The sequence below is a fragment of the Sulfitobacter sp. BSw21498 genome (assembly GCF_006064855.1).
Classification (GTDB): Bacteria; Pseudomonadota; Alphaproteobacteria; order Rhodobacterales; family Rhodobacteraceae; genus Sulfitobacter.
The window spans coordinates 2,296,110-2,320,266 of the sequence record NZ_CP040753.1 but is presented as its reverse complement, the minus strand read 5'-3'; the positions used below and the strand labels follow the sequence as shown (position 1 = coordinate 2,320,266).

19 protein-coding genes, 1 tRNA gene and 2 pseudogenes are annotated in these 24,157 nt (G+C 51.7%); 12 read left to right on the top strand and 10 right to left on the bottom strand.

The genetic code is table 11. The features are described 5' to 3' along the window. Positions 1 to 54: 54 nt before the first annotated feature. Positions 55 to 1,224, top strand: a complete 1,170-nt coding sequence (gene pobA, locus E5180_RS11265) for a 4-hydroxybenzoate 3-monooxygenase (RefSeq protein ID WP_138924458.1) — start codon at positions 55 to 57, stop codon at positions 1,222 to 1,224. A gap of 98 nt (positions 1,225 to 1,322) precedes the next feature. Here the strand turns inward: pobA and E5180_RS11260 are convergent, their stop codons facing one another. Together E5180_RS11260 and E5180_RS11255 are read right to left on the bottom strand one after the other, a co-directional pair. Next, positions 1,323 to 2,303, bottom strand: coding sequence for a zinc-binding dehydrogenase (locus E5180_RS11260; protein WP_138924457.1), 981 nt, complete (start codon positions 2,301 to 2,303; stop codon positions 1,323 to 1,325). 21 nt (positions 2,304 to 2,324) lie between these two features. Beyond that, complete coding sequence (locus E5180_RS11255) at positions 2,325 to 2,918, bottom strand: TetR/AcrR family transcriptional regulator (protein WP_138924456.1); 594 nt, start codon at positions 2,916 to 2,918, stop codon at positions 2,325 to 2,327. Between the two features lie 761 nt (positions 2,919 to 3,679). Here E5180_RS11255 and E5180_RS11250 point away from each other — a divergent pair. The 6 genes from E5180_RS11250 to E5180_RS11225 all read left to right on the top strand — a co-directional run bounded on the left by E5180_RS11250 (position 3,680) and on the right by E5180_RS11225 (position 12,032). Further along, the gene (locus E5180_RS11250; protein WP_138924455.1) at positions 3,680 to 5,809 is read left to right on the top strand and encodes a hypothetical protein; all 2,130 of its coding nucleotides are present in this window, start codon (positions 3,680 to 3,682) and stop codon (positions 5,807 to 5,809) included. After that, a complete protein-coding gene (locus tag E5180_RS11245; protein ID WP_138924454.1) occupies positions 5,806 to 8,535 on the top strand; it encodes a hypothetical protein in 2,730 nt (909 codons plus the stop codon). Before E5180_RS11250 ends, E5180_RS11245 begins: the two co-directional genes overlap by 4 nt. 253 nt (positions 8,536 to 8,788) lie before the next feature. After that, entirely contained in the window at positions 8,789 to 9,445 is a 657-nt protein-coding gene (locus tag E5180_RS11240; protein ID WP_206338722.1) for a thermonuclease family protein, read from the top strand. Between the two features lie 12 nt (positions 9,446 to 9,457). Continuing rightward, on the top strand, positions 9,458 to 9,901 hold the full coding sequence (locus E5180_RS11235) for a hypothetical protein (protein ID WP_138924453.1): 444 nt from the start codon (positions 9,458 to 9,460) through the stop codon (positions 9,899 to 9,901). A gap of 302 nt (positions 9,902 to 10,203) precedes the next feature. Then, a complete protein-coding gene (locus E5180_RS11230) occupies positions 10,204 to 11,055 on the top strand; it encodes a hypothetical protein (RefSeq protein WP_138924452.1) in 852 nt (283 codons plus the stop codon). A 263-nt stretch (positions 11,056 to 11,318) separates the two neighbouring features. Next, positions 11,319 to 12,032 (top strand): hypothetical protein, encoded by a 714-nt coding sequence (locus tag E5180_RS11225; RefSeq protein WP_138924451.1) that lies wholly within the window; start codon positions 11,319 to 11,321, stop codon positions 12,030 to 12,032. A gap of 141 nt (positions 12,033 to 12,173) precedes the next feature. On the opposite strand, the gene E5180_RS11220 is transcribed toward E5180_RS11225, so the two are convergent. Together E5180_RS11220 and E5180_RS11215 are read right to left on the bottom strand one after the other, a co-directional pair. Beyond that, positions 12,174 to 13,046, bottom strand: a complete 873-nt coding sequence (locus tag E5180_RS11220) for a TIR domain-containing protein (RefSeq protein WP_138924450.1) — start codon at positions 13,044 to 13,046, stop codon at positions 12,174 to 12,176. 350 nt (positions 13,047 to 13,396) lie between these two features. After that, positions 13,397 to 14,416, bottom strand: a complete 1,020-nt coding sequence (locus E5180_RS11215; RefSeq protein ID WP_138924449.1) for a hypothetical protein — start codon at positions 14,414 to 14,416, stop codon at positions 13,397 to 13,399. A 115-nt stretch (positions 14,417 to 14,531) separates the two neighbouring features. On the opposite strand from E5180_RS11215, the gene E5180_RS11210 reads away from it, so the two are divergent. Then, on the top strand, positions 14,532 to 15,464 hold the full coding sequence (locus E5180_RS11210) for a hypothetical protein (protein WP_138924448.1): 933 nt from the start codon (positions 14,532 to 14,534) through the stop codon (positions 15,462 to 15,464). An 83-nt stretch (positions 15,465 to 15,547) separates the two neighbouring features. Then, positions 15,548 to 16,677, top strand: a protein-coding gene (locus tag E5180_RS11205; protein ID WP_441351448.1) for an IS3 family transposase whose coding sequence is annotated in 2 segments (ribosomal slippage) — positions 15,548 to 15,821 and positions 15,821 to 16,677 — 1,131 coding nt in all. Because the reading frame shifts where the segments join, the coding sequence is not laid out codon by codon here. A 247-nt stretch (positions 16,678 to 16,924) separates the two neighbouring features. Here E5180_RS11205 and E5180_RS11200 read toward each other — a convergent pair. Together E5180_RS11200 and E5180_RS11195 are read right to left on the bottom strand one after the other, a co-directional pair. Continuing rightward, the gene (locus E5180_RS11200; protein ID WP_138924447.1) at positions 16,925 to 17,893 is read right to left on the bottom strand and encodes a hypothetical protein; all 969 of its coding nucleotides are present in this window, start codon (positions 17,891 to 17,893) and stop codon (positions 16,925 to 16,927) included. Between the two features lie 280 nt (positions 17,894 to 18,173). Continuing rightward, positions 18,174 to 18,366 (bottom strand): annotated as a pseudogene (locus E5180_RS11195) (integrase core domain-containing protein); the annotation flags it as partial. A gap of 69 nt (positions 18,367 to 18,435) precedes the next feature. Here E5180_RS11195 and E5180_RS11190 point away from each other — a divergent pair. Continuing rightward, a protein-coding gene (locus E5180_RS11190) for an IS3 family transposase (protein ID WP_138922942.1) occupies positions 18,436 to 19,595 on the top strand; the annotation gives its coding sequence in 2 pieces (ribosomal slippage) (positions 18,436 to 18,685 and positions 18,685 to 19,595; 1,161 coding nt in all). Here E5180_RS11190 and E5180_RS15960 read toward each other — a convergent pair. The 3 genes and pseudogenes from E5180_RS15960 to E5180_RS11165 all read right to left on the bottom strand — a co-directional run. Further along, positions 19,564 to 20,782: pseudogene (locus tag E5180_RS15960) on the bottom strand (DDE-type integrase/transposase/recombinase); the annotation flags it as partial. The gene E5180_RS11190 and the pseudogene E5180_RS15960 overlap by 32 nt on opposite strands. A 292-nt stretch (positions 20,783 to 21,074) precedes the next feature. Further along, a tRNA-Ala gene (locus E5180_RS11170) sits at positions 21,075 to 21,150 on the bottom strand. A gap of 116 nt (positions 21,151 to 21,266) precedes the next feature. Continuing rightward, complete coding sequence (locus tag E5180_RS11165) at positions 21,267 to 21,593, bottom strand: TIGR02300 family protein (RefSeq protein WP_138924444.1); 327 nt, start codon at positions 21,591 to 21,593, stop codon at positions 21,267 to 21,269. A gap of 112 nt (positions 21,594 to 21,705) precedes the next feature. On the opposite strand from E5180_RS11165, the gene E5180_RS11160 reads away from it, so the two are divergent. Both E5180_RS11160 and E5180_RS11155 read left to right on the top strand, forming a co-directional pair. Further along, a complete protein-coding gene (locus E5180_RS11160; RefSeq protein WP_138924443.1) occupies positions 21,706 to 22,398 on the top strand; it encodes a M48 family metallopeptidase in 693 nt (230 codons plus the stop codon). A 61-nt stretch (positions 22,399 to 22,459) separates the two neighbouring features. Next, on the top strand, positions 22,460 to 23,110 hold the full coding sequence (locus E5180_RS11155) for a GntR family transcriptional regulator (protein WP_138924442.1): 651 nt from the start codon (positions 22,460 to 22,462) through the stop codon (positions 23,108 to 23,110). 22 nt (positions 23,111 to 23,132) lie between these two features. Here the strand turns inward: E5180_RS11155 and E5180_RS11150 are convergent, their stop codons facing one another. Continuing rightward, positions 23,133 to 24,095, bottom strand: a complete 963-nt coding sequence (locus E5180_RS11150; protein ID WP_138924441.1) for an acetyl-CoA carboxylase carboxyltransferase subunit alpha — start codon at positions 24,093 to 24,095, stop codon at positions 23,133 to 23,135. Between the last annotated feature and the right edge of the window lie 62 nt (positions 24,096 to 24,157).

Genomic DNA, 24,157 nt, shown 5'->3' with positions numbered 1-24,157 from the left:
TCCTGCACGTTTCGTACAATAGGTTAATTCGATAGTCGGGCAGGGAAACCTAAAATGAAAACTCAAGTCGTCATTATCGGTGGCGGACCATCTGGTCTGTTGTTGTCGCAACTGCTGAATAATGCAGGTGTCAGCACTGTCGTTCTTGAACGGACCACCCGCGACCATGTTCTGTCTCGAATCCGCGCCGGTGTGTTGGAAGACGGCACGACGAACCTGCTGCGCCACGCCGGTGTGGGCGCGCGGATGGACCAGCAGGGCTTGGCGCATCAGGGCTGCTATCTGACCGACAACGATCTGATGGTGCATATCGATTTCCAAAAGCTGATCGGGAAACAGGTCATGGTTTATGGCCAGACCGAAGTCACCCGCGATCTATACGAGGCTCAGGACAGAATGGGTGCGACGATCATCCACGAGGTCGAGGACGTGGTCATTGCCGGCGCAGACACCAACGCGCCCACGGTGTCCTTTCTCAAGGATGGTCAACACCAAGAGATTACCTGCACCTACGTCGCAGGCTGTGACGGATTTCACGGTGTCAGCCGCAAGACGATCCCTGCCGCCAAACGCAAGGAATTCGAACGGGTCTACCCCTTTGGCTGGCTGGGGGTTCTGTCGCGTACGAAACCGGTGAATGACGAATTGATCTATGCCAGCTCCGAACACGGCTTCGCCCTTGCCTCTATGCGCAGCGAAAGTCTGAGCCGGTATTACATTCAGGTGGCCTCCTCAGAGAACGTCGCAGACTGGAGCGATGACCGTTTTTGGGAGGCGCTGAAGCAACGGCTGCCTCAGTCCGTGGCCAGCGCATTGATCACCGGTCCGTCGATCGAAAAATCCATCGCGCCGCTGCGGTCGTTTGTGAGCGAGCCGTTGCGGTGGGGCAATCTGTTTCTGGTGGGCGACGCTGCGCATATCGTCCCCCCGACCGGCGCCAAGGGGCTGAACCTTGCGGTGTCGGATGTGTTCTATTTGCACGACGCGTTGATCGCGGCGCTCAAGCGAGGGGATAAGCGCGGTATTGATGGCTATTCGGCACATGCGCTGGCGCGGATATGGAAGGCGATGCGGTTCAGCTGGCAGATGACGACCATGCTGCACCAGTTCGAGGGCGAAGACAGCTTTGCACCACAGATGCGTCGGGCGTCGCTTGCCCATCTGGCACAAAGCGAAACGGCGCGGCGGGATCTGGCCGAGAATTATACAGGGCTGCCGTTCTAAAAATCGCGGCCTAAGATCGACCTGCGATACGAAAACGGCCCGCCCTCTGACGCATGATCAGGGGGCGGGCCGCGCCTTTGTTTTCGGTGCAGCTGCGTTTAGCCGCGGATCATCACTTTACCAGAACGACCCGGTGTCAGCGACGCTTTCAGTGCGCCAGACAGATCGTCCAACCCGAACTGCCCGCCATCTTCCAGCACCAGCTCGCCTTTGGCGACCAGCGTCACCAGCTCTGTGATCAGGCGCTTGCGCTCTTCGGGGTCCATCTCGCCGCTCACGCGGGAACCCCAGAAGCCTTTTACCGTGATGTGCTTCATGATCAGCGCACCCGAATTCAGCGGCATCGGCGCACCGGTGGCTGTCCCGAAAACGACAAGCTCGCCGTCCAGTCCCAGCAAATCGACCAGAACGGCAGAGATGTCACCACCGACAGAGTCGATTGCTGATGCGGCCCCCTTTTCACCGATGATCGCGCGGGCTTTGTCCTGCCAGCCGTCTTCGGAGGTCGACAGTACATTGTCGATGCCCAGATCGGTGAGCTCTTTCACTGCCTCTTCGCGGCGCACGAGGTTCAGCAGGTTGATGCCGCGGCTTTTGGCGAGTGTGGTCATGATCTTGCCCACGGCCCCGTTCGCAGCGGTCTGGACGATCCAGTCGCCCTTCTTTGCCTTCAGCGTTTCCAGCAAGGAAATCGCGCTGAACGGCATGGCGATCAACTGCGCACCGGCGACATCAGAGATCGCGTCGGGCAGGGGAAGAACGCCAGTGGCGGGGGCAACAAAGTAGTCAGCCCATGTGCCATGCACGCCCGCAATCGACACGCGCTGGCCGATCATTGCCTCATCCACGCCCTCGCCAACGGCCTCTACCGTGCCAAGCGCTTCGCTCCCGCCAATCGCACCGGGAAGCTCGGGTTTGTAGCCGTAGTTGCCGCGGATCGTCCACAGATCGTGGTTGTGGATCGGGGACAGGGTCATCTTGACCAGAACCTCGCCCGCGCCTGCGGTGGGGGTGTCGACTTGGGTGCTTTCAATGACGTCGATGGGTTCGCCAAAGCTGTTGTGGACTGCTGCTTTCATAGGGGTCTCGCTTTCTTGTGTTTATCGTATGGCTAGAAAATCGGTGGTTTCTGACAAAGCCTGCTGTAGCGGGATTTGATCCTGCGAGAGTTTTGACAGGATCGCGGCCCCTAGGAATTTGGCATAAAGCATCTGCGCGGTCGCACGCGGATCACTGATCGGCGGGACGGAGCCGTCGTTCGCTCCGGCAACCAACAGGTCCGCAATACGGGTCACAAGTTCTGCCACGCCGTCATTTAGAATACGGCGCATGTCATCTGACAAATCGGCGACCTCGGCACCCAATTTGACCACAAGGCACTGGTTGGCGATTCCTTCGGAGTGCGCATGCGCCAGCCATGCTGACCAAAAGGCCGTAAGCTTGTCATGCGCAGACCCCGCCCCGCTGCACAGGGTATCGATGCGCGCCAGATAGTCGGCGACATAATCATGCAATAGCGCCTGACCAAAGCCGTCCTTGGACGGAAAGTAGTAATAGAACGACCCTTTGGGAACGTCGCTTTCCTTGAGGATGCGCGCCAGCCCGACGGCGCCGAACCCGTGCTTGCTGATGAGCGATCGTCCGGCGGTCAGGATCTTCTGCCGCGTTTGATCTGATTTCTTTTGCTCTGTCATAGGAGGGAGATAGGAGCTATTAGACCGGTCGTCTAGTACAGGAGGAAAATATCTTTGTCCGCGTTGAGCCGCGCTAAAGATGCGCAGCACATGTAACGCCTCGCGAACGCGCGTCAGTCAGCCCCGAAGGGTGCGAAACATTTATGCTGGATTTTTGGTAGGTGTATGGTGGAGCCTATACCTGACGAACCGAAGCCTCGAATTTATTTTTTAAAAACTTAGTGTTACGTAGAATTGCGTTAACAATAGAAAAATAAAGTTGAACGACCACGTTAAAGGTGGATTTTTATCTGTAAAGGAAAGGCTTTTTCTAACACCTTTATCGGCGATGTTCGAGCGCCGTAAATCAGTACAGTATATCCATTAAATCCTTAGAAATAGTCGCAATGGGGTGGGTGTGGATTGTGGTAGAGAATGTGTCGGCCCGCCGCCAGTGAGAATTAGAACCCAATTCCTTGCGCCTGTTCTGCTACGCTAACGATATATATTTATTCAATAAATTATTATTGGAGTGTCGGTTCAGTACCTGTGTCGCTCTGTGTACCGGATAGCTGAAAAGTGTGTCGGTAGCGTTGTCCCAGTCTAAAGTGCCGACACAGCGCGGGGACAGCTATCAACACAAATATTTTATCTAATTAAATCAGATTATTAGACGTAATTATGTTTGGTTTTTCCGCAAACGTACCGATTTTCTCACATTTGAGCTTTGGATTGCAAACATTCCGCCAAAATAAACTCCGAATGACACAGGAGGAGAATAAATGAAGGGCGAATTTGAAACCCCCAAGGCTTTGGTTGCGGAAACAAACGGGAAATCAGGCATTAGCTATCACATGCTACTTCAGCACGTAAAAGATCGTCGACGTGTGGAACTCGAGATCGAGCACCCTGGGCGTCCAAGTAACGCGAATGCCGTATCGAACACTACGCGGTCACTAACTGCATTTATGGAAGCCAATTCAATTTCAAAAGACGACATAGTTCGCGACGAACTGGTTGGCACTTTACAGTGGGACCTTTCGAAAAAAGCTCTTGGAAATGATAACACGGCAAGACGTTGGAAGGGTGAATTGCGTACGCGTATTCGTCCATGGGCTAAAGAGTTACTCCAATTTTCCGATACGACGTACAGCAAAGAAACTTTTGGTGAGCGACTTACACGGCTACGGATTTCATCTTTGCTAACAAGGCGCAACTTAGCCTGTGAAATCGTTAAGGACGGCGCGAAACCTGATAGTACCAAAATCCGAAATTGGGAACAGGGAAGCAAGCTTCCACGTCCATCCAGCCGGCATGATATCCAACGGCTTGAAAAGCTATTTAATGTTCGTCCGGGATATCTGTTAGAAAAGCTTCCGAAGATCCCGATGTCAGCTCTTAGCCATGAGACCGGACTACCTGCGAGCATTCAGCGGAGGGTGTCAAAACATCTCCCTGACAACTATATGCAGAGATCTTTGACTGAAAGAGACGAAATTCTGAGCTGGATCTCGGAAAATATCTTATCGACGCCGAAAGAAATTCTGGAAGACGGATCTTCCACATCGCCGGGGCAGTCACTGGATATTTCAGCTTACGCGCTCGCAAGGAAGCCGAGTGGGCGTTTAACCATGGCACCCGCTCATCTTTTAAAAGAGCTGGACGAGTTAATATCGTTTAAGATGGCAGCGATGGTTCCGTTTAGTAAAAAGAGAAATGAGAAATGGGGCCGAGTATCGGCAGACAAAGCCGACTACGAATTGCGCGCTTTCCTTGGTTCACTTCAACAGATGGGTCTTCCGGAAGAAATTATTTCCCTCTCAATATGTCTTTCACCCGAGGCAGTTGATCGCTTCATCGAATGGAAAAGAGCGCGCAGAGGAGGGTATACAAAAGCAATAGAAACTCCTCTCATACTTTTGGAGTCTTTACTCCATGCCAAATTTGGCCTTGTTGCCCAAACGCCCAATTTTGGACAGCATCTTATTCATGTTCCGGGGCTAATTTCTAAAGCGACTATTGAAAAAGTTAAGAAAAATTGGGGTGACGCATGCGCTGATGCCAAGGAGCATCTAAATCAACGAATAAAAAACGTTGCACAGGCATCAAGTAAAGGCCGTGATCCTTTCGAGGCATTACTGCCGGTACTAAACGCTGATGCTCCCCTTAACGAATATTACAAGATAGTCTACGAAATTCGACGTCGCATGCCGGATCAAACTTATCCTGTCAGAAGGGCGGAGGCACTACGTGCGCTAATGTTATTGCGAATAGGCTTGGAACTTGGGTTCAGACAAAAGAACCTCCGGGAGCTTTTGCTTTGCCCTCGACAGCATAAGCCTCGTAGTTGGAAGGAGTTGATACGTATAAAACGTGGAGAACTGTCGTACGAAGATTCCGGGTGGAAAGTTAGAATCCCCGGGTCTGCTTTCAAGAATTCAGGTTCCAATTCAGTTGAAGAAGAAAATACATTTCTCCTTAGCGATCGAGATCATCTGTTTACCGAAATTTCTGAGTACATCGATGCCAGGGCCGATCTTATCGGCAATGAAAATTGTGCAGATGAGTTCTTTGTTAAGAAAACCACCAAAAACTCTAAGAGCTGCGCATTGAGTTCCTCTGCATACTACGAAGCTTACCGCTCTATGGTAACGACATATGGGATATACAACCCTTACACTGGTCGTGGTGCTATTGCAGAACTTCGTGCGCACGGGCCACATTCTATACGCCATGTTTTGGCGACAGCAGCAGTCAGGAGTACAGGCGGATACTCTGACGCAGCGGCTCTGCTTCTTGATGGCGAAGCAACGATACGAGAAACGTATGCGCGTTTTTTGCCGGGCCAGAGGCATGCGCGTGCTCGAGATATTCTGTGGTCAAGCCTGCCCGCTGATGGGAGCAAAGTATGAGCCGTCGTTACGACATTTCAGTGATTCGTACACTTCTTACAAATGCGCGCCACATTGAGCGAGTCATTCATGACTTATACGGGAAGGACGCCGCTAAACACAAAACTTCCTATATGGTAGCTGACGCGGCGGGTGGAATAGGTCAAAGCTGTCGATTCGAAACTGTTGGTCAAGAGGCTGGGCGTTTTAATAACTGGAATCCATCTGGGACAAAAGCATATGGAGATTTGGTAGATGCAACGCAAATAGTTCGTGACTGCACAACTGCGGATGCGATCCAATATTTAGGCGACCTATTGAATGCATCGCCACGCTTAGAGGTAGTCGACGACATTTCAAAGCCGTTGCCCAAATTGCCTGAGTTGGTGAAAATTTCTTCGGACACGCTCCGAAAGCTGCGCGCTCGCCTCTCGAAATCTCCATGGGCTTTGGACTATCTTAAAGGGCGAGGACTGGATCCTGACTTTCTAATGGATCACTTCGGTGTTGGCCTTTCGGGCCTCGATTTTTCCCACGGCGGAATAAAACGTGGCAATTGGATAACTGCGCCAGTTGTCGGCCGAAATGGCGTGCTATCAAAACGAATTATGAAGATTACAGTTCCAGGGTTTAGCCTGAACCCTCTTGATGAGGATAGTTGGTGTGCGGGTGCCCCGGAGACTACGTGGAGCGGTTCAATTGAGGGAAAACGTTGGCTCTTCGTGATACAGGGAGTGAGGGATCTATGGCATGTCCGCCAAGCAATCCGCGGCACATCGCTTGAAGCCAAAATGTCGATAATCTCGTCCACTCATAGCACAGAGAAACCCGCGGAATGGGACGACGTAAAATTTTGGGCACCATGGGAGCGCATTTTCCTCGGACAAAATAACGATGCCGCTGGGGAGGATCTCGCTAAACAGGTGCGTGAATTAGCATGCCGTGAATTTTTACGTGCTGAACCCCCGCGCGACCTCGGGAAGAACTGGGCCGCCTTTTTCGAAGCAGATACCCAAAAGCGCGGTGTTGTAGAATTTGAAGCCCTATTAAATGCTGCACCGGCCATAGGATTGCCTATGCCGATTACAGATAACTCGGTTCCACTTAGCGAACAGGACGATGGGGTTTACGAGGATCAGCGCATTAATATCAACGGTGCTTTCGTGAACGGGAAAATGTACTATCCATTTCAAGTTCGCCGAGTGGCTACGATAAAAAGAAAACGGCAGATGCCGGATGGAAGCTCCCGTATGTTTCCCGAAAAAGCAAGCTACTATGAGACTCGGGTAGTCCGTTCAGATGGTGTAATTTTGGGAATGAACACCGCACCCGCGCCATATGGGGTTGAGGAAGAGGATAAAGTGACTGTCCTTGATGATGGTACCGAAGTTCTAACCATTCCAAAGCCACGCGACTATTCAACATGGTCTTGGAAAAACATAGATACATTCGTCACAAACTCAAAAAGAGGTCAACCTTGCAGCCGTTCAACAGGTGAGGTCATGGAGGACATCATTGCATTTCTGCGCCAACTAACTTGGTTGCCCAATGATACCGATTATCATCTTATTTCAGCATACGTGATGATGAGTTACTGCTACAATGCATTCGAAGCCATCCCACTTTTATTACTTAATGGGGAAAAAGGTTCGGGCAAAACATCACTTGCCGAAGGAATTGCAGATTTGTCCTTCAACGGTAAAGTACTTGGTGGAGGCTCAGAAAAAGCGTTTGTGCGCTTTATCGATCAGGGACGCGGTCTATTAGTCCTTGATGATTTGGAATCTGTTGGGCGCAGAAGTAACGACGAAGGTGGTTACGGCGACATTAATCAAGTTCTCAAAGTCAGCTATTCTAAATCAACAGGTCTAAAATCAGTGGTTGAAAAAAACGGCACCACGCGGACCTTGAATTTTTATGGACCAAAAGTCATTACCAACATTTCTGGTATTGATGCCGTTAACGCGACCCGGATGTATCAGATAGGCTGCAGACCAATGCCTGCTGCTGTACAAGAATCTGGTCTTATTCGTGGTCGAGATTTGAGTGTTTCCGAAGTACTACGCCAAGAGCTCCACTCGTGGGGCATGTCCAATATCGTTGAAGCCGATCGGATTTACCGGCAGAGAGTAGCATCGCGCGGCGGCCGGGCTGAACAGATCGCCGCACCGCTCGAAACTATCGCAGAGATGACCGGAAACCCCAGATTCTTAGAGGCAGTTCAGAGCGCCATTCGGCGATTAGCATACAGTAAAGCCGACAACCTATCGGCAGAGGATTTTTTAATTCAGGCTGTCGAAGCCATCATCGAGCGAGGTGCAAGGAATTTCATTTCACTTTCACAGATTCAGGCTGAGTTGGCCTTAATGCCCGAGGCTCGGGTGCTCGACCCCGCTTCGGCTGTGCCACGCGATCTTTTATCACTACAAGATCTCACCACGATTGGACGTATGTTGAAGACGCTGGCTATCCGTACTGGGCAATCAAGCAGAGCCCGTTTAAGTGGCCAGGCTGTCCGCTACTATGCTCTCGACGATGAATTCGTGGCTAATGTTATCGAAAATGCCAAGCAGGAGCGTCGCGTGGTAGGCGAACCCGCCGAGGTTTTTAGTCCAGATGCGGCAAGGCAGGCATTCGCTTTTTGCGAGACAAAAACCTGCAGATCATGTCCCTACAATGTAGTCTGCGACGCAGCCCTGCCAGGTATTCGCGCGGGAAAGTCGCCAGTAGATAAAGTTCGATCTTAGCGAAGCGACCGCATTATGATCTGTTCGGCCCAGCTCATAGCTCTCTCAGTCCACTACAATACTTATAGTTATATTCACTCAATCTGACCAATCCACACTGAGTTGGAATGATCGCGCACAGGAAGAAATTTACCTTTTATACTTCTTCATTAACCGAGTTTTTGCGCGTCATCGTTCTGTATGCGTCAATCAAAGATCGTTATCGTGTGGCATAGATGCGCCTTTCGCAACCTGAAGTATTGCGTTCTGACGAATGGACTATCTGGGGTGGCGGAAACCTTCCAAACGAGTCAGAGTGGTGCTGACTTTGATTGGAAATGAGATGGATAGCTCGACGAAAATAGGACTTTTCGCGCTCGCAGTACCAGGTTTCGTAGCCTTGGTGTTGTTGGGTTATCAAAATTACCGCACTCCAGAGGCATTTGCTCGCGGGCTTTCGCAAAGAGATAAAACATCACTTAATGCAGAAGTATACGAGACATCTGGTCAAGCCGATGCCGACATCACAGGTCGCGCTTCAATAATCGATGGCGACACGATCGAAATTCAGGGCCAGCGTATACGTTTGCACGGAATAGATGCCCCTGAGACCAGCCAGTTTTGCAAGAACTCAACGGTTCGCTATTCGTGCGGTCGGGATGCAACGAACTTTCTCAGCAGCATTGTAATAGGACGGATTGTGGCCTGTTCGTCCAAAGATACAGATAGATACGGAAGAACCGTGGCTGTCTGCCAAGCCGATAATATCGATCTTGGGATTACAATGATCCTAAACGGGTGGGCGCTGGCATATAGAAAATACGAACCATCCTACATCCTGTTTGAAGACGAGGCGCGGCGTGCTCGGAGAGGGATTTGGGCTGGCGAATTCATTAACCCAAAGCGCTGGCGAGCCGGCGAAAAATTTTAGAGAGGAAATACTGTGTCTGATAAAGAAGATCGAAGAGATGTATTGGTCAGAGTCGAGCATACCCCTACGAAAATAAGTTTTGGTCCTTCCCAAGAGATCGATTTGTCTGGAATTCCAGAAGCTCAGCGTGCGGCTATGCTTGTCGAATATCAGAGGGGAATATTAGACGTTAGCAAGAAGGCTCATGATATGAAGGTTGACGTGGACGCCCTTCATGCCACGCTAAGCCACTTAGGTGGCGCTACACATGAGGCAGCGAAAGATGGAACGTCAGTCACGATTACCCATACTCAAGACACCTCCATCGGTCGCACTGAAATAATAATGGGCAACACCGCCGAAGCTCAACGGGGACAGCTGTCTCGGTCGCAAACCGGAGATACTAATTGGACCCCTTACTACATCTTCGGTGGTCTCGCGGCACTTGTCCTGGTTGTCGTCATGCTTGCGGGTTAGCGGATGGAGTCCCATAATTTTAAGGTTCCGATCGGAAAAGGCCCCAAAGAATTGCGGGTGGACTTCTACCGTTTCCTGACTCCCATACCACTCAGTTCAAATGAAGAACAGGCGGTGTTGAATGCATTCGACACCGAGGTTCTCCCTAATTTGGAGCGAACAATTGCACTGATAGGTGGTGGAAGTCATGTAAACTTCTCCAAAGTATTAAAGACTTCGGTCGGGGATATCGTGATTGGATATGACACAACGAAGAAGGGGCTATTTTCGAGATTCATTTCTATGCTTGGGATGAATTGGATATGACACGCCGCCAAAGTAATTATGGTTATAGAGCCCGCGGCCGTGTGCGAAATAGATCGAAAAATCCGGGGATGGAGCGAGCACGCCAGCATATCGCTGAAGCAGAGGCGCTAACCAAAGAGTTAGGCGGAACTGACAAGGATGTGAAAGAATATTTTTTCTCCCTATCCGCGGGGGACATAAAGCCAATTCTTGACGAATACGGGCGGCTTTACGGATCATCTGCTCGAGATTACGCAGAAAAAACGATACCAAATTGGCGTATCGGCCGCACCCACATGAGCGGAATGGTGGCAGAGCGTCTATTTGGACTTCTGCCTCCAAAGATGCCGCTGGCCAAAAAGTATGAGTTGGTAGAAAATCTGTGGACTCACCTTGGGCCCAAATCGAACACAACTTTTACTGTAGGCTACAATACATCGATTGAAGATATCCTTTCCACTATCACATCGCACTCAGAAAAAGTTATCACTGATTTTCAGATGCCTGAGAACTTAGAAAATCGCTTCAAGTGGATTTCGTCTGGAGACGTCAAGACAAAACAGAATATTTTAAACCACCTACAGAAGATGGAGCGCAAAACTGTTTTCGATGGTGTCCAAATGCAAGTTCCAGTCCTTCAGTCTCATCTCAGCTCGCCAAATGGCCAATATTCAAAGTCCGCGACTCAAGCATTTCAAGTCGGTAGCCATTATATCAGGCTTGAGTTTGAGGCTTCCGCTGAAGGTGTTTCAATAGGCAGCATTCGGACCAATCCCTCGTTGGATCCAGATGGTAGTTCCGTTTCCGGTCTTGGTTGGGTTCTTTGGGTTTTGGGAGCGATCGCGCTATTTCTTATTTTTGGTGGGTAGAATGTTGGGATTTTGGTCCTCCCCAGTGCAAAGGTACGAGGTGTGTTAGTCAGGAGTTTGTACGTATAGTGGGTTGCGGTGTTTTCCTAAGGTGGGCCGAGGTTGATGGCGCTAAGCACTTTCCGTCAACGCTTATCCAGAGCTAAACTCAGCTTTTTATATTAATTGGAGCGTGGAGCGAAGCGTGTTGACATCTTACTGCGCACTGATCGTTGATCGGGATTATGGCTCGGACTATTTAAATTTCAATTGTTAGGTTGGTTATGGGACGAGATACCTTTGCTCTCATTATCTCGATATGCGCTTTACTCGTAGCCGCTTGGGAGCCAATTGAGAGACACATTCTCCGCAAGGAAACAGCGCTCCTTAACAGAAATTGGAATATTGATATTGGCTTTGATATTGGTGTTTCGTATCGTGAAGATTACGTTTTCATAAATACGTCTGAGCGCGAAATTACAGTAGTTGACACCGAATGTGATGTCGCGAGCAAGTTGCCCAAGCCCGAACTTGCGGGGCCATTTCATCTGCGTGATGGCGCGAGCCTTGGAATCTGTGAAATTCAGACCAGCGAGCCTCTACCGATAACATTACAACCGGGTGCGTCGACAGTGTTCGATCTTCATCTGTCGCTGCTGCCATTCGGCGACCTTGGTCAACTATTATATAAATTTAGACAGGCAAAGCCAGACGCGTCCCCACATGATTTTGTAGCCTACCTCTACTATGAGTATGGCATAGACTATGCTGGCAACCCAGTTAGGCCTGAGTGGGTGCTGCCGACCTCGGAGGACAAGATTAATGGCGACGTTTCTAATGTAGGCTTGAATTTTATGACGACGGCGGGGGCAACTGCATTTGATGAAGATAGCGCCCCGGAATATTTCTACGTGCATTTTATGGCTGTATCCACGGCGCGAGGAACCACTTTCCATACGGGATTACAGTCTGTTCAGTTGGCTCCAGGGGGGCTTTAGGTCGTTAAAAAAAGCGGGGTTAGGTATGAAGTTGGAAAATTAACAGCATAGTTTCAAAACGCTAAAATATTTTTGAATCACACTATATTTGATGATGGTTTTTTATGTCATCGCCCGATGGCCATTTCGCCAGACAGAACGTCACGTCCGAAGCAGATTCACTCGCTCATCGATAAATGACGCGATCTCTGCGGGTTCGTGTTGTCTGGCGTCGACATACCCGTCGTGGCCAAAAATACCTTCGACCTCACCATCGTCCATTCTTACGAACATGATCCGATCATGGTCGCGTCCATTAATGATCTCGCGTACCGCCCTGAACTCGATCCCGCACCAGTTTTTCCGTTGATAGTCGCCGCCGGCAAACACCACAATTAGTCGAGAACGATCACGGTAAATCCCCTGAAGAAAGGTATCGAGAGAAGGGCGTGCGAGCTGCGCAGTATAGTTTCGATCATAGAAGTATCGATCAGGACCGAGCAGCCGCTCCAAGTGCTGCGCGACCTGCTCTACATACTGGCGAGCCTCGCCGGGAAACGACAACGCGACGTCAAACTGATGTTTCGACAGATTTATCCTCGGGCCCGCGCTTGAAGCCCAACGGGGAAGTGAAATGCCCTTCCGGCTTAATTCGGCCGGTAGATCGACGTTCTTTACTGCCCAATGTGTCCGGTTCAACTCCCACTTCTCAATCTCCAGTTCGAAAGTCATTTCGTCGAGTTGCGATGCTGTCAGGAATGTATCGAGCGGATAAATCTCGTAGTCGATGCGGACATCTTTACCGCGGACGGTCACATCCCGGATCAGCCCAAAATGCGGATCAAGTCCTTTGGCTGCTTCATATGCAAAGATGCAGGGAAAGCGACGGAGCTGATCTATCTCTTCCACGCCAAGCGCTCCAAATTCATTTTCAAACGCTTCGCTGGTATATTCCCGAACACACCTGCTGCGCTCGATCAGCCAAGCGTCCCCATTCCAAGATTCACTTCTGGAGGAAACAAAAAGATTATACATGGAGGCCCTATTCAATCCGTTTCGTTGAAACATATCAGGTTTCAATGGGTTGTCACGATAGCGCACCTAACGTCAGCTTCGGTCCGCATACCGGACCTTAGTGAGAAATGCAGCTTCCGCCCGTCAATCCAGAGGTATTCGCAACGGCATCGAAAACTGAGCGCTTGCAGACCGAACGATCCCCGCATCACTCAACGTTAACTTTTCTTACGCTCGTAGTTAAAGTCCGGTCTAAGCCCTCTTTGGCCGTGCTAAGCAGGTAGCTGTTCTCAGTTGCAGCTTCGCATGTTATTTAATGGCCGACCCACTTCAGGCAGACAATTCCTCGACGCTCATCGCAGTGAGATTTCCTAAAGCGGACATCTTGCTGTGTCTATTTCCTGCTCGCCACAGTCGGGACAAACGGTCTCGTTTTTCGGATAGGCGAACCCACAGGACCTGCATGGTTTTGCATCGGTCATGTCTTCAAGAAAGGCGCAGCGTTTACACAAGGTCTTGGTGTCGCGTAGAGACAGGTACCTCCTCATATCAGAAATCCATGCAAGCATCGCATCTCGCATCCAGTCGTATTTGCGAGCGAGAAGCTTACGGTGATAAGCTTCGTATATTTCAGCTTTGACGGCTCTTCGCTGGTTCGCTGTGGTGCCTGGCTTTTGGGCCGGTGTGGCAAATACATGAGCGCAGTAATGTCCTCCGACGCTACCGTTACAAATCCAAGTTGCAGCCTTCTTGCGAAATTGAATTGAAAGGCTTGCGCAGATCGGGCAGCAATCCCTCAGGACGGGCACGACTGCATTCTTTATCTCTGCATATTCTTCATAAAGGGCGGGGCGATAATCAGGCTGTGGTTCTTTAGATTCAAATTCCTTTTTTGCCTGCTCAATGTACGGTTTGACACGAGGCACGCGGAATGTGTGTTGCACGTAGAGGATGGCTTCCTTCCCCGCGCCACAGGTCTCGCAGTGTGTTCCCAAGACTCTTGCTCGAGCAGCCTTCCAAGACTTCCAGTGCCAAGGTGGGCCGAGTTTTTTTCGTGACACGAAGACGATTCTTGAGGCTTCATGACCTGTCATCGTTCTATTGCGGAGGCCTGCGTCCACATGTTCAAATTCATCAGGAAGTGGGATCATTGGGCTCTGTTTTCTATCGCTCAACGTAAAATAGGGCGCATTGCTTTTGCCGCGCAAGCTATATTCTTTATTCCGAACGCCAAGGTGCAGGTTGAGGAGGCCGTTGATGAGGGTGACCGCAATTGAAGAAAAAACTGAGCTTCCACAGCGGACGGTGGGAACGTCCGTATCGAGATCATCAATGAAATCTGTAGCGAATGACTGCAAGAGGCTCAAATTTTCCAATGCTGCGGTAAACATTAATGCCGTGCCCGTAAATCATGTTGGGAATGAGTTTTTCGGCTCAACACGAAATCATCTTTGCCTTTTCTTGCCTTACGATCGTATATTCGAAGCATAGAAAAACGGTGCATAAATGAATTTATCTGGCAAAGCATTACTCAACATTCACGAGCGCGAACTCGAAGAACGCCATAACGCCTTCAATAAATCCGCCAATACCCGGAAACGGGTAGTTTATTGGATTGGTTTTCTCGATGGCGCTTTGTCCTCGCAGCGTATTGAGGAGGGTGAAGAAGACGCCATCTTGGCCGAAGCTGGAAAGTTTGCTGAGTTCTTCAACGACCCGGATGCCTCCGATCTGGCGGATGACATTCGGGCGAAGTGCTTTTCGTCCGAAACAGACCTGGTGGATCAGCTGAAGCAAGTGATCGACGACAAACGGGCAGAACTTGGTTCAGGATCAACTTCCGTTGAAACTGATGAAATGAATGAGTTTCTCGGGTTTTGTGCTGGAATCATCTGTGATGGGAGGGTTCTTGAAGCCGAAGTTCGCGCCATTCTCCAGCGTTTCAAATCTTCACACATCCTGATGAATGCATCTCCGTTCTCACCCCTGAAAGCTGCAGTTGAAACGGCAATGGATGATGACATCCTAACGGACAATGAAGCCGAGGAAATCCAGGAATGGATTGCACAACTGGTGGGAGACGGCTTCATCGACACCGGTATCCCCAACATTGGGTCAGTTGCAAAACTTGATGAGCCGATTACAGATCCAAACGAAATAGAAATTGTGGGTTCTGTATTCGTCCTGACTGGTCCAATGCGTATGGGGCCTCGGTCTTTCATTATGTCCGAGATCGTAAGCGTTGGCGGAATCTGCGCATCTCGGACAACGAAGAAAACTGACTTTGTAGTGATCTCCTCAACAGCTTCACGCCACTGGCGCACCACTCACTTCGGCACAAAAATCGAGCGTGCCCGTGAGTTGATCGAGGAAGGGCAGAAGCTGCGTTTTGTGTCCGAGGTTACCCTCGAAAACGTCATTAAGGCCGCCAGGGCTTAATTCACAGACTGGCAAAGTGAAGTGGTCCGGCAAAATTGGACAGCGTGCTAAGATGTATCCACCACTGATGAATGGATACGAGAATGACGAAGCGACGGAACTTTTCAGACAAGTTTAAGGCTGCTGTGGCGCTTGAGGCGCTACGTGGTGACAAGACAGTTCAGGAGATTGCAGCCAAGCGCCAACTTCACCCGACGCAGGTGAGCACATGGAAACGGCAGGCGATTGAAGGCATGGCCGGGGTGTTTTCGGACAAAATCAAGAAGGCTGAGAACAAGGACGGCGAGATCAAAGATCTGCACGCCAAGATCGGCCAGCTTGCGGTGGAGAACGATTTTTTGTCACAAGGGCTGAAGCGATGAGCCCGTCTGAACGTCGCGAGATGATCCGTAAGAAGAACACGAAGCTGAGCCTGACGCGCCAATGCAAGTTGCTGAGGATCAGCCGGTCGTCGCTGTATTACACGCCCGTAGGTGTGAATACTGAAACGTTAAAGCTGTTGAATGAGATTGATCGGGTCTTCACGAAATACCCGTTCTTTGGCAGCCGCCAGATTGCAGCTTACCTTCCCCAATCTGGGTTCTCGGCTGGGCGGCATCGTGTGCGTCGCCTGATGGGCATTATGGGATTGCAGGCCGCATACAAGGGGCCAAACACCAGCAAGAAGCATCCTGAGAACCGCATTTACCCGTACCTGCTGAGAAAGCTGGCAATCACGCGACCCAATCAGGTTTGGTGTAGCGACATCACCTACATCCCGGTCAAGCGCGGCTTTTTGTATCTGGTGGCAATCATGGATTGGGCAACGCGCAAGGTGCTGTCCTGGCGGCTCTCAAATACGCTGGATGCCAGCTTCTGTGTTGAGGCGCTGGAGGAGGCAATCGCCAAATATGGAAAGCCAGAAATAATGAATACGGATCAAGGCAGCCAATACACAGGGGCGGGCTGGATCACCACTTTGACCAAGACTGACATCAAAATCTCAATGGATGGCCGCGGCCGCTATTTAGACAACATCTTCATTGAACGGTTGTGGCGGTCACTCAAACAGGAGGCTGTCTATCTGCACGAAATCACTGACGGCTTCCAAGCAAAACGCATCATCGATAACTGGATCGGGTTCTACAACTCAGAGCGCCCTCACACCGCCCTTGATAAGCGCACGCCGGACACCGCATACTTCACCCAAGCAGAAATACGAAAAGCGGCATGAACATAGACCAGATGCATCTTAGCAGAGCCGCAAAACTGTCCTAAAAAGCCGGACCACTTCACATGGTAGTGGGGTAATCCCTAAAAAAATGGGGGGATTACTACCAGACTGTCTGGTGAAAAGCGTGCAAATTCCTTGCTACGATCACGCGCTTTTCAAGCTAAGCACAGCAAACTCGACATTGATTTCTGACGAATGACCGAAGCCAAAATCCCTTTAATCGTTGGGCGAGGCTTCGGCGTTTATTTTATCTTTTAGGCTCAGCTTTGCAGTACCAGCTACCATTGTTTGAATTGCAGTACTCGATCACACAGTATTTGTGAGTGTTCTTGAAACCGAATTTTTCAGCTACATAATAGTCATGACAACGTTGTAGCTCTGATCGTTTAGCATCTTCTCTCGAAATTTTAACTGAAGACGAATCTCTCAGGGTTTTTGCGCCAGCGTTCAGTGCTTTTACAAAAAGGTGGCTTCCCTTTTTGCCAACCTTCTTCAGACGCATTCCTGTATCCGAAGCTATGTCTGTTCCATCAGTACAGCGCGCTGTTGGCAGAAGCCTACCTCCGGTCCTGTCTGAACTCACTTTTCTGAGTTTTTCTCGGTTCAACTCAGGATAATACTTTGGATACTTTGGTAATTTGAACATTGTTTCGGCAGCTGCGTATTCTCCGTTTTTTAGCTTATAGACGCCGATTTCGTACTCCCATCGGCCTCGTTTTTCCATTTGTTGCTGTACTGGTTCGAGCAGGCCGTTTGGGGATTTTCCTTGGTTATAAATCATTCGGCATAATCCAGCGTTTACAAAGGATCTATCGCTGTTCGAGTTAGATCTTTTCGGTGACTTAGTGCTGACTGACGTGTGCTTTGCCGGTACGGTTTTCCCGGTTTTCCAGTTGTACTCAGTGACGAACTTTTCACCAGTTGAACAAAACGAGTCCTGTGGGATTCTTCGGTTCTTTTTCCACTCAGTGATGATCTTGTCCTCTTGATGAGGCTTCAATGATCCTATCGAGACTGCGTACCAGCCGTTTTGCGTCTTGAATATTTTTGCATTTTTATTGTTCGGCGTGCTTCTTACATATTGCCGAGCGAGGTCGTATGTCTTCTTTGAAGAAATTATAAGTTCGCATGTACCTGGTTTGATTAGTGATTGGGCGTTGACACTGTTTAAGCTCACACCGAGAAAGAACATCGCTAAAGCAATCATTTTTTTCATTAATTTTTCTCGTATATTATGGATGAAATATATTTTCGCACCTCATATTTTCGTTCACAGAAGGCCTTATAGCAACATTTTATTGAACAATTGCATTTTGTAGCTGGATGGTTTGGCACTGACCGCAGTGATATCCCTTCCTTTGACCCTATGGCTAACCGACTGATAAAATTGATAATCTATTCTAAGGTGCGTCTGTTCTGAATTGTCCGTTGTCAGGGTTTTTGGCACCAAGTGTGGCTTAAACTAAGAGAGAGTTTGGCTCATCTGGTTGGCTTGATTATGCAGCGCGCTGTCGGTGGTGCAATCGTCGCGTTTCGACTGTCTTACGTTTTATCCTTTCTCGTTATTGGGGGAATGGCTTTGTCGCGACCGAAGTAGACGTCGGCGGGCATGACATTGTTGATGCTCTCGTGGTAGCGGCGGTGATTGTAGTGATCGACGAAGTCTTCAATCTGGGCTTCGAGATGACCGGTGACCTGCCCCCCGAAACTTCCCTCAGTTTAATGTAGAGTTTGCTCAACCTTCGAAGGAGCAAACAGATGCGACAGAGCCGTTTTACTGAAGCCCAAATTATCGGAATGATCAAAGAACAGGAAGCTGGCATGCCGACGGCAGAGGTGTGCCGCAGGCATGGCTTGAGTCCCGCGTCGTTCTACAAGTTCAAAGCCAAATATGGTGGCATGAACGTTTCTGATACTCATCGCCTTAGATCGCTGGAGGATGAGAACGCCAAGCTGAAGCGCCTTCTGGCGGACACGATGTTGGACAATGTTGTGTTGAAGGATTTGCTGGGAAAGAACTGACGACACCGAATGTGCGACGGGCCGCAGCACGCAAGGCAATGCGAGACCATGATATCTCGCAGCGCCGGGCGTGCAGGCTTGTCGGTGTCGATCCCAAGACCGTCCGGCGCGATCAGTCACCGGATAATCCAGAAGTTCGCGAAGAGATGAAAGCGATTGCCAGCAAGCGACGGCGCTTTGGCTACCGCCGGATCGGTGTGCTGCTGGAACGCAAGGGAAGGATCATGAACCACAAGAAACTGTATCGCCTTTATACTGAAGAAAAGCTGGGCGTTAGACGGCGCAGGGGCCGCAAGCGTGCGCGTGGCTCGCGGACACCAATGCCGGTTGCTTTGCGTCCTGGCGAGCGTTGGTCCTTAGATTTTGTGTCGGATACGTTCGGCGCGTCACGCAAGTTCCGCATGCTGGCTGTAAACGACGATTGTTGCCGCGAGAACCTCTGCTTGGTGGCTGACACCAGCATCTCGGGCGCTCGTGTCGCGCGGGAACTTGACGCGCTTGTCCGTATTTATGGAAAGCCTGCCTGCATTGTCAGTGATAACGGCACGGAGTTTACCAGTCGTGCGATCCTAAAATGGGCCGGTGATAACGACGTTGATTGGCATTACATCGACCCCGGCAAACCCCAGCAGAATGGCTTCATAGAAAGCTTCAATGGCAGCCTGCGCGACGAGCTGTTGAATGAGGAAATCTTCGATACGTTGGATGACGCCCGTCGCAAGCTGGCACTCTGGCGATACGACTACAACAACGTCAGGCCGCACTCATCGCTTGGGAACCAAACACCGGCAGAAGCTCGTCGAGCGCTTGAGCAATTTGAGGGCTCCGCGCAAGACGCGCTTGCCCAAACTGACGACGAAGAATATGAAACCCAGACCCGCAAACTCTCGTTATGAATGAGGGAGCCTCGGGGGGCAGGTCACCGGGAAGAAAGTAGTTTTCGAGTTAAGATGCGGTTCTTCGTGGTTTTATGCCACCGCTCTATCTTACCTTGGGTTTATGGGTGGTATGGTGTGCCGCCCGAGTGCTTCATGCCCTTGTCTTGCAACCACTCAGTCCGATTCCCAGAGACGTAGCCGGATCCGTTGTCGCTCAGCAGGCGCGGTTTGTGAACGACATGCACTTGATCACAGCCGGACGCCTGCAGCATCAAGTCGAGGGTGTCTGTCACAATTTCAGCAGCATATTTGTGCAGAGTTTCCATGAGATGATGTGGCGTCTGTAATCATCCAGGATCGTGCTGAGGTAGAACCGACGCTACCCAATGATCTTGAGATAGGTGAAGTCGATCTGCCAAAGCTAATGGATGGCCGTCGTCTTGTCTTTGTACTCACTGGCCTCCTTGATCACGATGAAGGCAGGGCTGGTGATCAGGTCGTGCGCTTTCAGAATTCGATACGTTGAATTTTTGTTACAAAGTAACTTTCCTTGTCTGTAAGCGTCACCGCCAACTCGCGCGGCGATAGTTCGGTCTCTTTCAATGCCAATTTGATCACCTTGCGCCGCACCTCGTCAGGGATGCGGCTCCAGACGTGTTTTGGCTTGGGGGATTCATCTTGCAGCTCAGCCTCACCACGCTGAAGGCACCAATTCTCCCAGTAGTAGAGCCTGGTGCAGGGAACTCCCAGCTTAGCCAGTGTCTTGCGGGCTGACAGATGGCTTTCTTCAACCAGTCGAATCATCTCTAACTTTTCAGGAGCAGCATACCTCATTCGTGGTCGCCCCCATCGCCTGTCATGCTTTTTTTGAGCAGACGGAGTTGGAGCGTTTGTTCCGCCACGATCTCCTTCAGGTCACGGGCATCTCTGCGCAGATCTTTGACTTCGTCAGTCGTGGCAGTAAGGGCCATCTCGCCAGCCAGTCGGCGCTTCCGAGCTTGCACGAAGTCCTTTGACCATTTGTAATAGATGCCTTGGGAGATGCCCCCGCGGCGGCACGGCTCAGAAATGCTGTCCTCACCGCGCAGACCGTCCAAAACGATCCTGATCTTCTCTTCGGATGAATTGTGCTTGCGTGTCGCCCGTTTGATATCTTTGACGATCTTCTCGCCAAGGCTTTTGCGTGTTCCAGCTGTCTGTCTCATCTTCCACTCCTCAGTGGTTACGATGAGCCAAGAACACTCGCTTAACAAATACCGCTACTTGGACCCATAAGCGCTGTCGTCCGACAAGACCGAATCGATATCGGCCCTCTGCCTCCGATCACAATCTCACCAACGGGAGATGCGGACGCCGCCAAAAGTTTTAACGCAATATCTCGCCCTATTGTCCGGCGGATAAAATCTGTCGATACATAATATCAATATATAGATCTAAAATCGACGCTTGCACTAAATGTGGTGTTGTTTTGGTGCATTTTAACGCGTCGAATGGTTATGGTGGAGCCTAGCGGGATCGAACCGCTGACCTCCTGCATGCCATGCAGGCGCTCTCCCAGCTGAGCTAAGGCCCCATCGTGGATCAGGGATCCGGGAAGTGTATCAACCGTGTAAGGCCGATGCGCCGCTGAATAGGCGGTCGCGAGGGCGGGATCAAGAGGAAAATCTATCCCGCCATCGCAAAATTCAATTAATCTTCGTCTTCGGAGGCAACGTCCGCGATTTCTTCGAGAGGAACAGTATCCTCATCGTCGTCATCATCGTCCAGAATGTCGTCGTCCAGATCTACGTCTACGTCGTCATCATCCACCAGCGACTCTTCATCATCAGAGTTGCCTTTCTTGGATTTGGCTGTGACGGCGTCTTCTCTATCGGCGGCGATCATGCGGGATTTGGAGTTATCTACCTCGACCACTTCGCCGGAGTATGGGCTGATGATCGGATCTTTGTTCAGGTCGTAGAACCGTTTGCCCGTTGTGGGGCACAGGCGCTTGGTTCCCCATTCTTCATTGGGCATCGAAGACCCCTTTTTGAAAGTGTTGTTGCGTATAGATGATTCAGGCCAAGTGCCATATGAGATAGGCACTGTCAAAGGCAATCGCCACCCCATCGCGACCCGGAACCCTGAAATGCCTGATCCTGTCCTGCCCGGAAACCCACCTATCCCGCTGATCCTGCGCCGCTCTGCGCGGGCGCGGCGCATATCGCTGCGGATATCGCAGCTGGACGGGCGGGTGACCCTGACCATGCCAAAACGTCTGAAAGAGGCCGAGGGAATCGCCTTTGCACGCGAGAAAGAGGCGTGGATTCGGCAGCATCTCGACGCGCGCAGTGAGGATGTGGTGGTGGGCATCGGGGCAGAATTTCCTTTGGGCGGGCGGATGCTTCGAGTCGAGGTAGGGCAGGGCAGGCGGGTGGTTCTGGGGAGCGATACGATCTGTGTCCCCGGTCCGGCGGATCGCGTGCCCGTGCGGCTGGCTGCCCATCTAAAGGAGCTTGCGCGCGACCGGCTGACGGGGGCCTGTGACGACTATAGCGCGTTGCTGGGGCGTCCTTATGCCAAGCTGACGCTGCGCGATACGCGGTCGCGGTGGGGGTCCTGCACCTCTGACGGGGGGCTGATGTTTTCGTGGCGGTTGATCCTGACCCCGCCCGACGTGCTGGACTATGTCGCCGCCCACGAGGTCGCACATCTGGCGCAGATGAACCACTCTCCGGCCTTCTGGGCCGAGGTCGAACGGATTTACGGACCCTATCAAGAGGCGCGTGGCTGGTTGCGCAGGCATGGCAGCGACCTGCACCGGTTCAAGTTTACCGCGTAGCGCAGCGCCTCGGCGCGTTTACCACATTGACGCACCGGCGATTCGTGATCACAACGGCGATATGAACCTGAACCCTCGTCCTCTTGATGCGCATCCATTGGCGCATGACCGCGTGTACCGGCAGTTGCGGACCCGTATCATGTACGGGGATCTGCCACCGGGACAGGCTTTGACCCTGCGGGGGATCGGTAAGGAATACGAGGTGTCGATGACCCCTGCGCGCGAAGCCGTCCGGCGGCTGGCGGCAGAGGGGGCGCTGACGATGTCCGCGTCGGGCCGGATTTCCACACCCGAGCTGAGCAACGAACGCATCGAGGAACTGGCCGCGCTACGTGCGCTGATCGAGGTAGAGCTCGCCAGTCGTGCCTTGCCCCGTGCCCACCTTGCGCTGATTGACCGGATGCAGGCGATCAACAATGCTATTTCCGACGCGGTGAACAATCGCGACGCCGTGAATTATATCCGTATGAACCTCGAATTTCACCGCACGTTGTATCTGCGGGCGCAGGCACCGGCGATGCTCGCGATGGCAGAGACCGTCTGGTTGCAGATGGGCCCGACGATGCGCGCGCTCTATGGCCGGCTGCGACGGACAGAGCCGCCGCATTTTCACAAGCTGATTATCGCAGCCCTGCGCGCCGGGGATGAACCCGGTTTGCGTCTGGCGGTGCGTACGGATGTGACGCAAGGCTTGCGGATGCTGGTGTCGTAAGGCCCTGCGGGGCGGCGTAGAGTTACGCCGCCAGTCCCTTGGCCCCGAGGCCGAGGAACTTTTGGCGGCGATCCGCGACCAGTGCCTTGGCGTCTTTGCCTGACAGGTCATCCAGCATCGCGGTAATCGCGCTGCGTACCGATGCGATGGCGGCTTTGGGGTCACGATGCGCGCCGCCACGGGGTTCGGGGATGATGCGATCGTTCACGCCGAGCTGTTTCAAATCTTGCGCTGTCAGGCGCAACGCTTCGGCGGCTTCGCGCATCTTTTCGGCGTCTTTCCACAGGATCGACGCGCAGCCCTCGGGCGAGATCACGGAATAGACGGAATGTTCCAGCATGGCGACACGGTTTGCCGTGGCAAAGGCCACAGCCCCGCCCGATCCGCCTTCGCCGATAATGACCGACACGAGCGGCACGCCGACTTGCAAACATTTTTCGGTCGCACGGGCGATGGCTTCGGACTGGCCGCGCTCTTCGGCACCTTTACCGGGGTAGGCACCGGGGGTGTCGACCAGCGTGATCACGGGCAGGCCGAATTTATCCGCCAGCTCCATCAGGCGCACGGCCTTGCGGTAGCCTTCGGGGCGGGCCATGCCGAAATTGCGTTCGATGCGGGATTTGGTGTCGTTGCCCTTTTCGTGGCCGATCACGACGACAGGTGTGTCATTGAACCGCGCCAGACCGCCCATGACAGCCAGATCATCGGCAAAGTTCCGGTCGCCCGCCAGCGGCGTGAATTCGGTGAATAGGGCTTCGATGTAGTCTTTGCAGTGGGGGCGGTCGGGGTGACGTGCCACCTGACATTTGCGCCACGGCGTCAACGACTTGTACAGATCGTCCAGCATTTGATGGGCTTTTTCGTCCAACGTCTTGGCTTCGGCGCTGACGTCCATCCCTTCAGAGGTCCGCGCCAGTGCGCGCAGCTCTTCCGCTTTGCCTTCAACTTCGGCCAGTGGTTTTTCGAAATCCAGATACTGTGTCATCACCTGCTCCGCGCTTTGTTCAGGGCTATATGGCGTTGATTTGCGGTCTTTGCAACGTGACC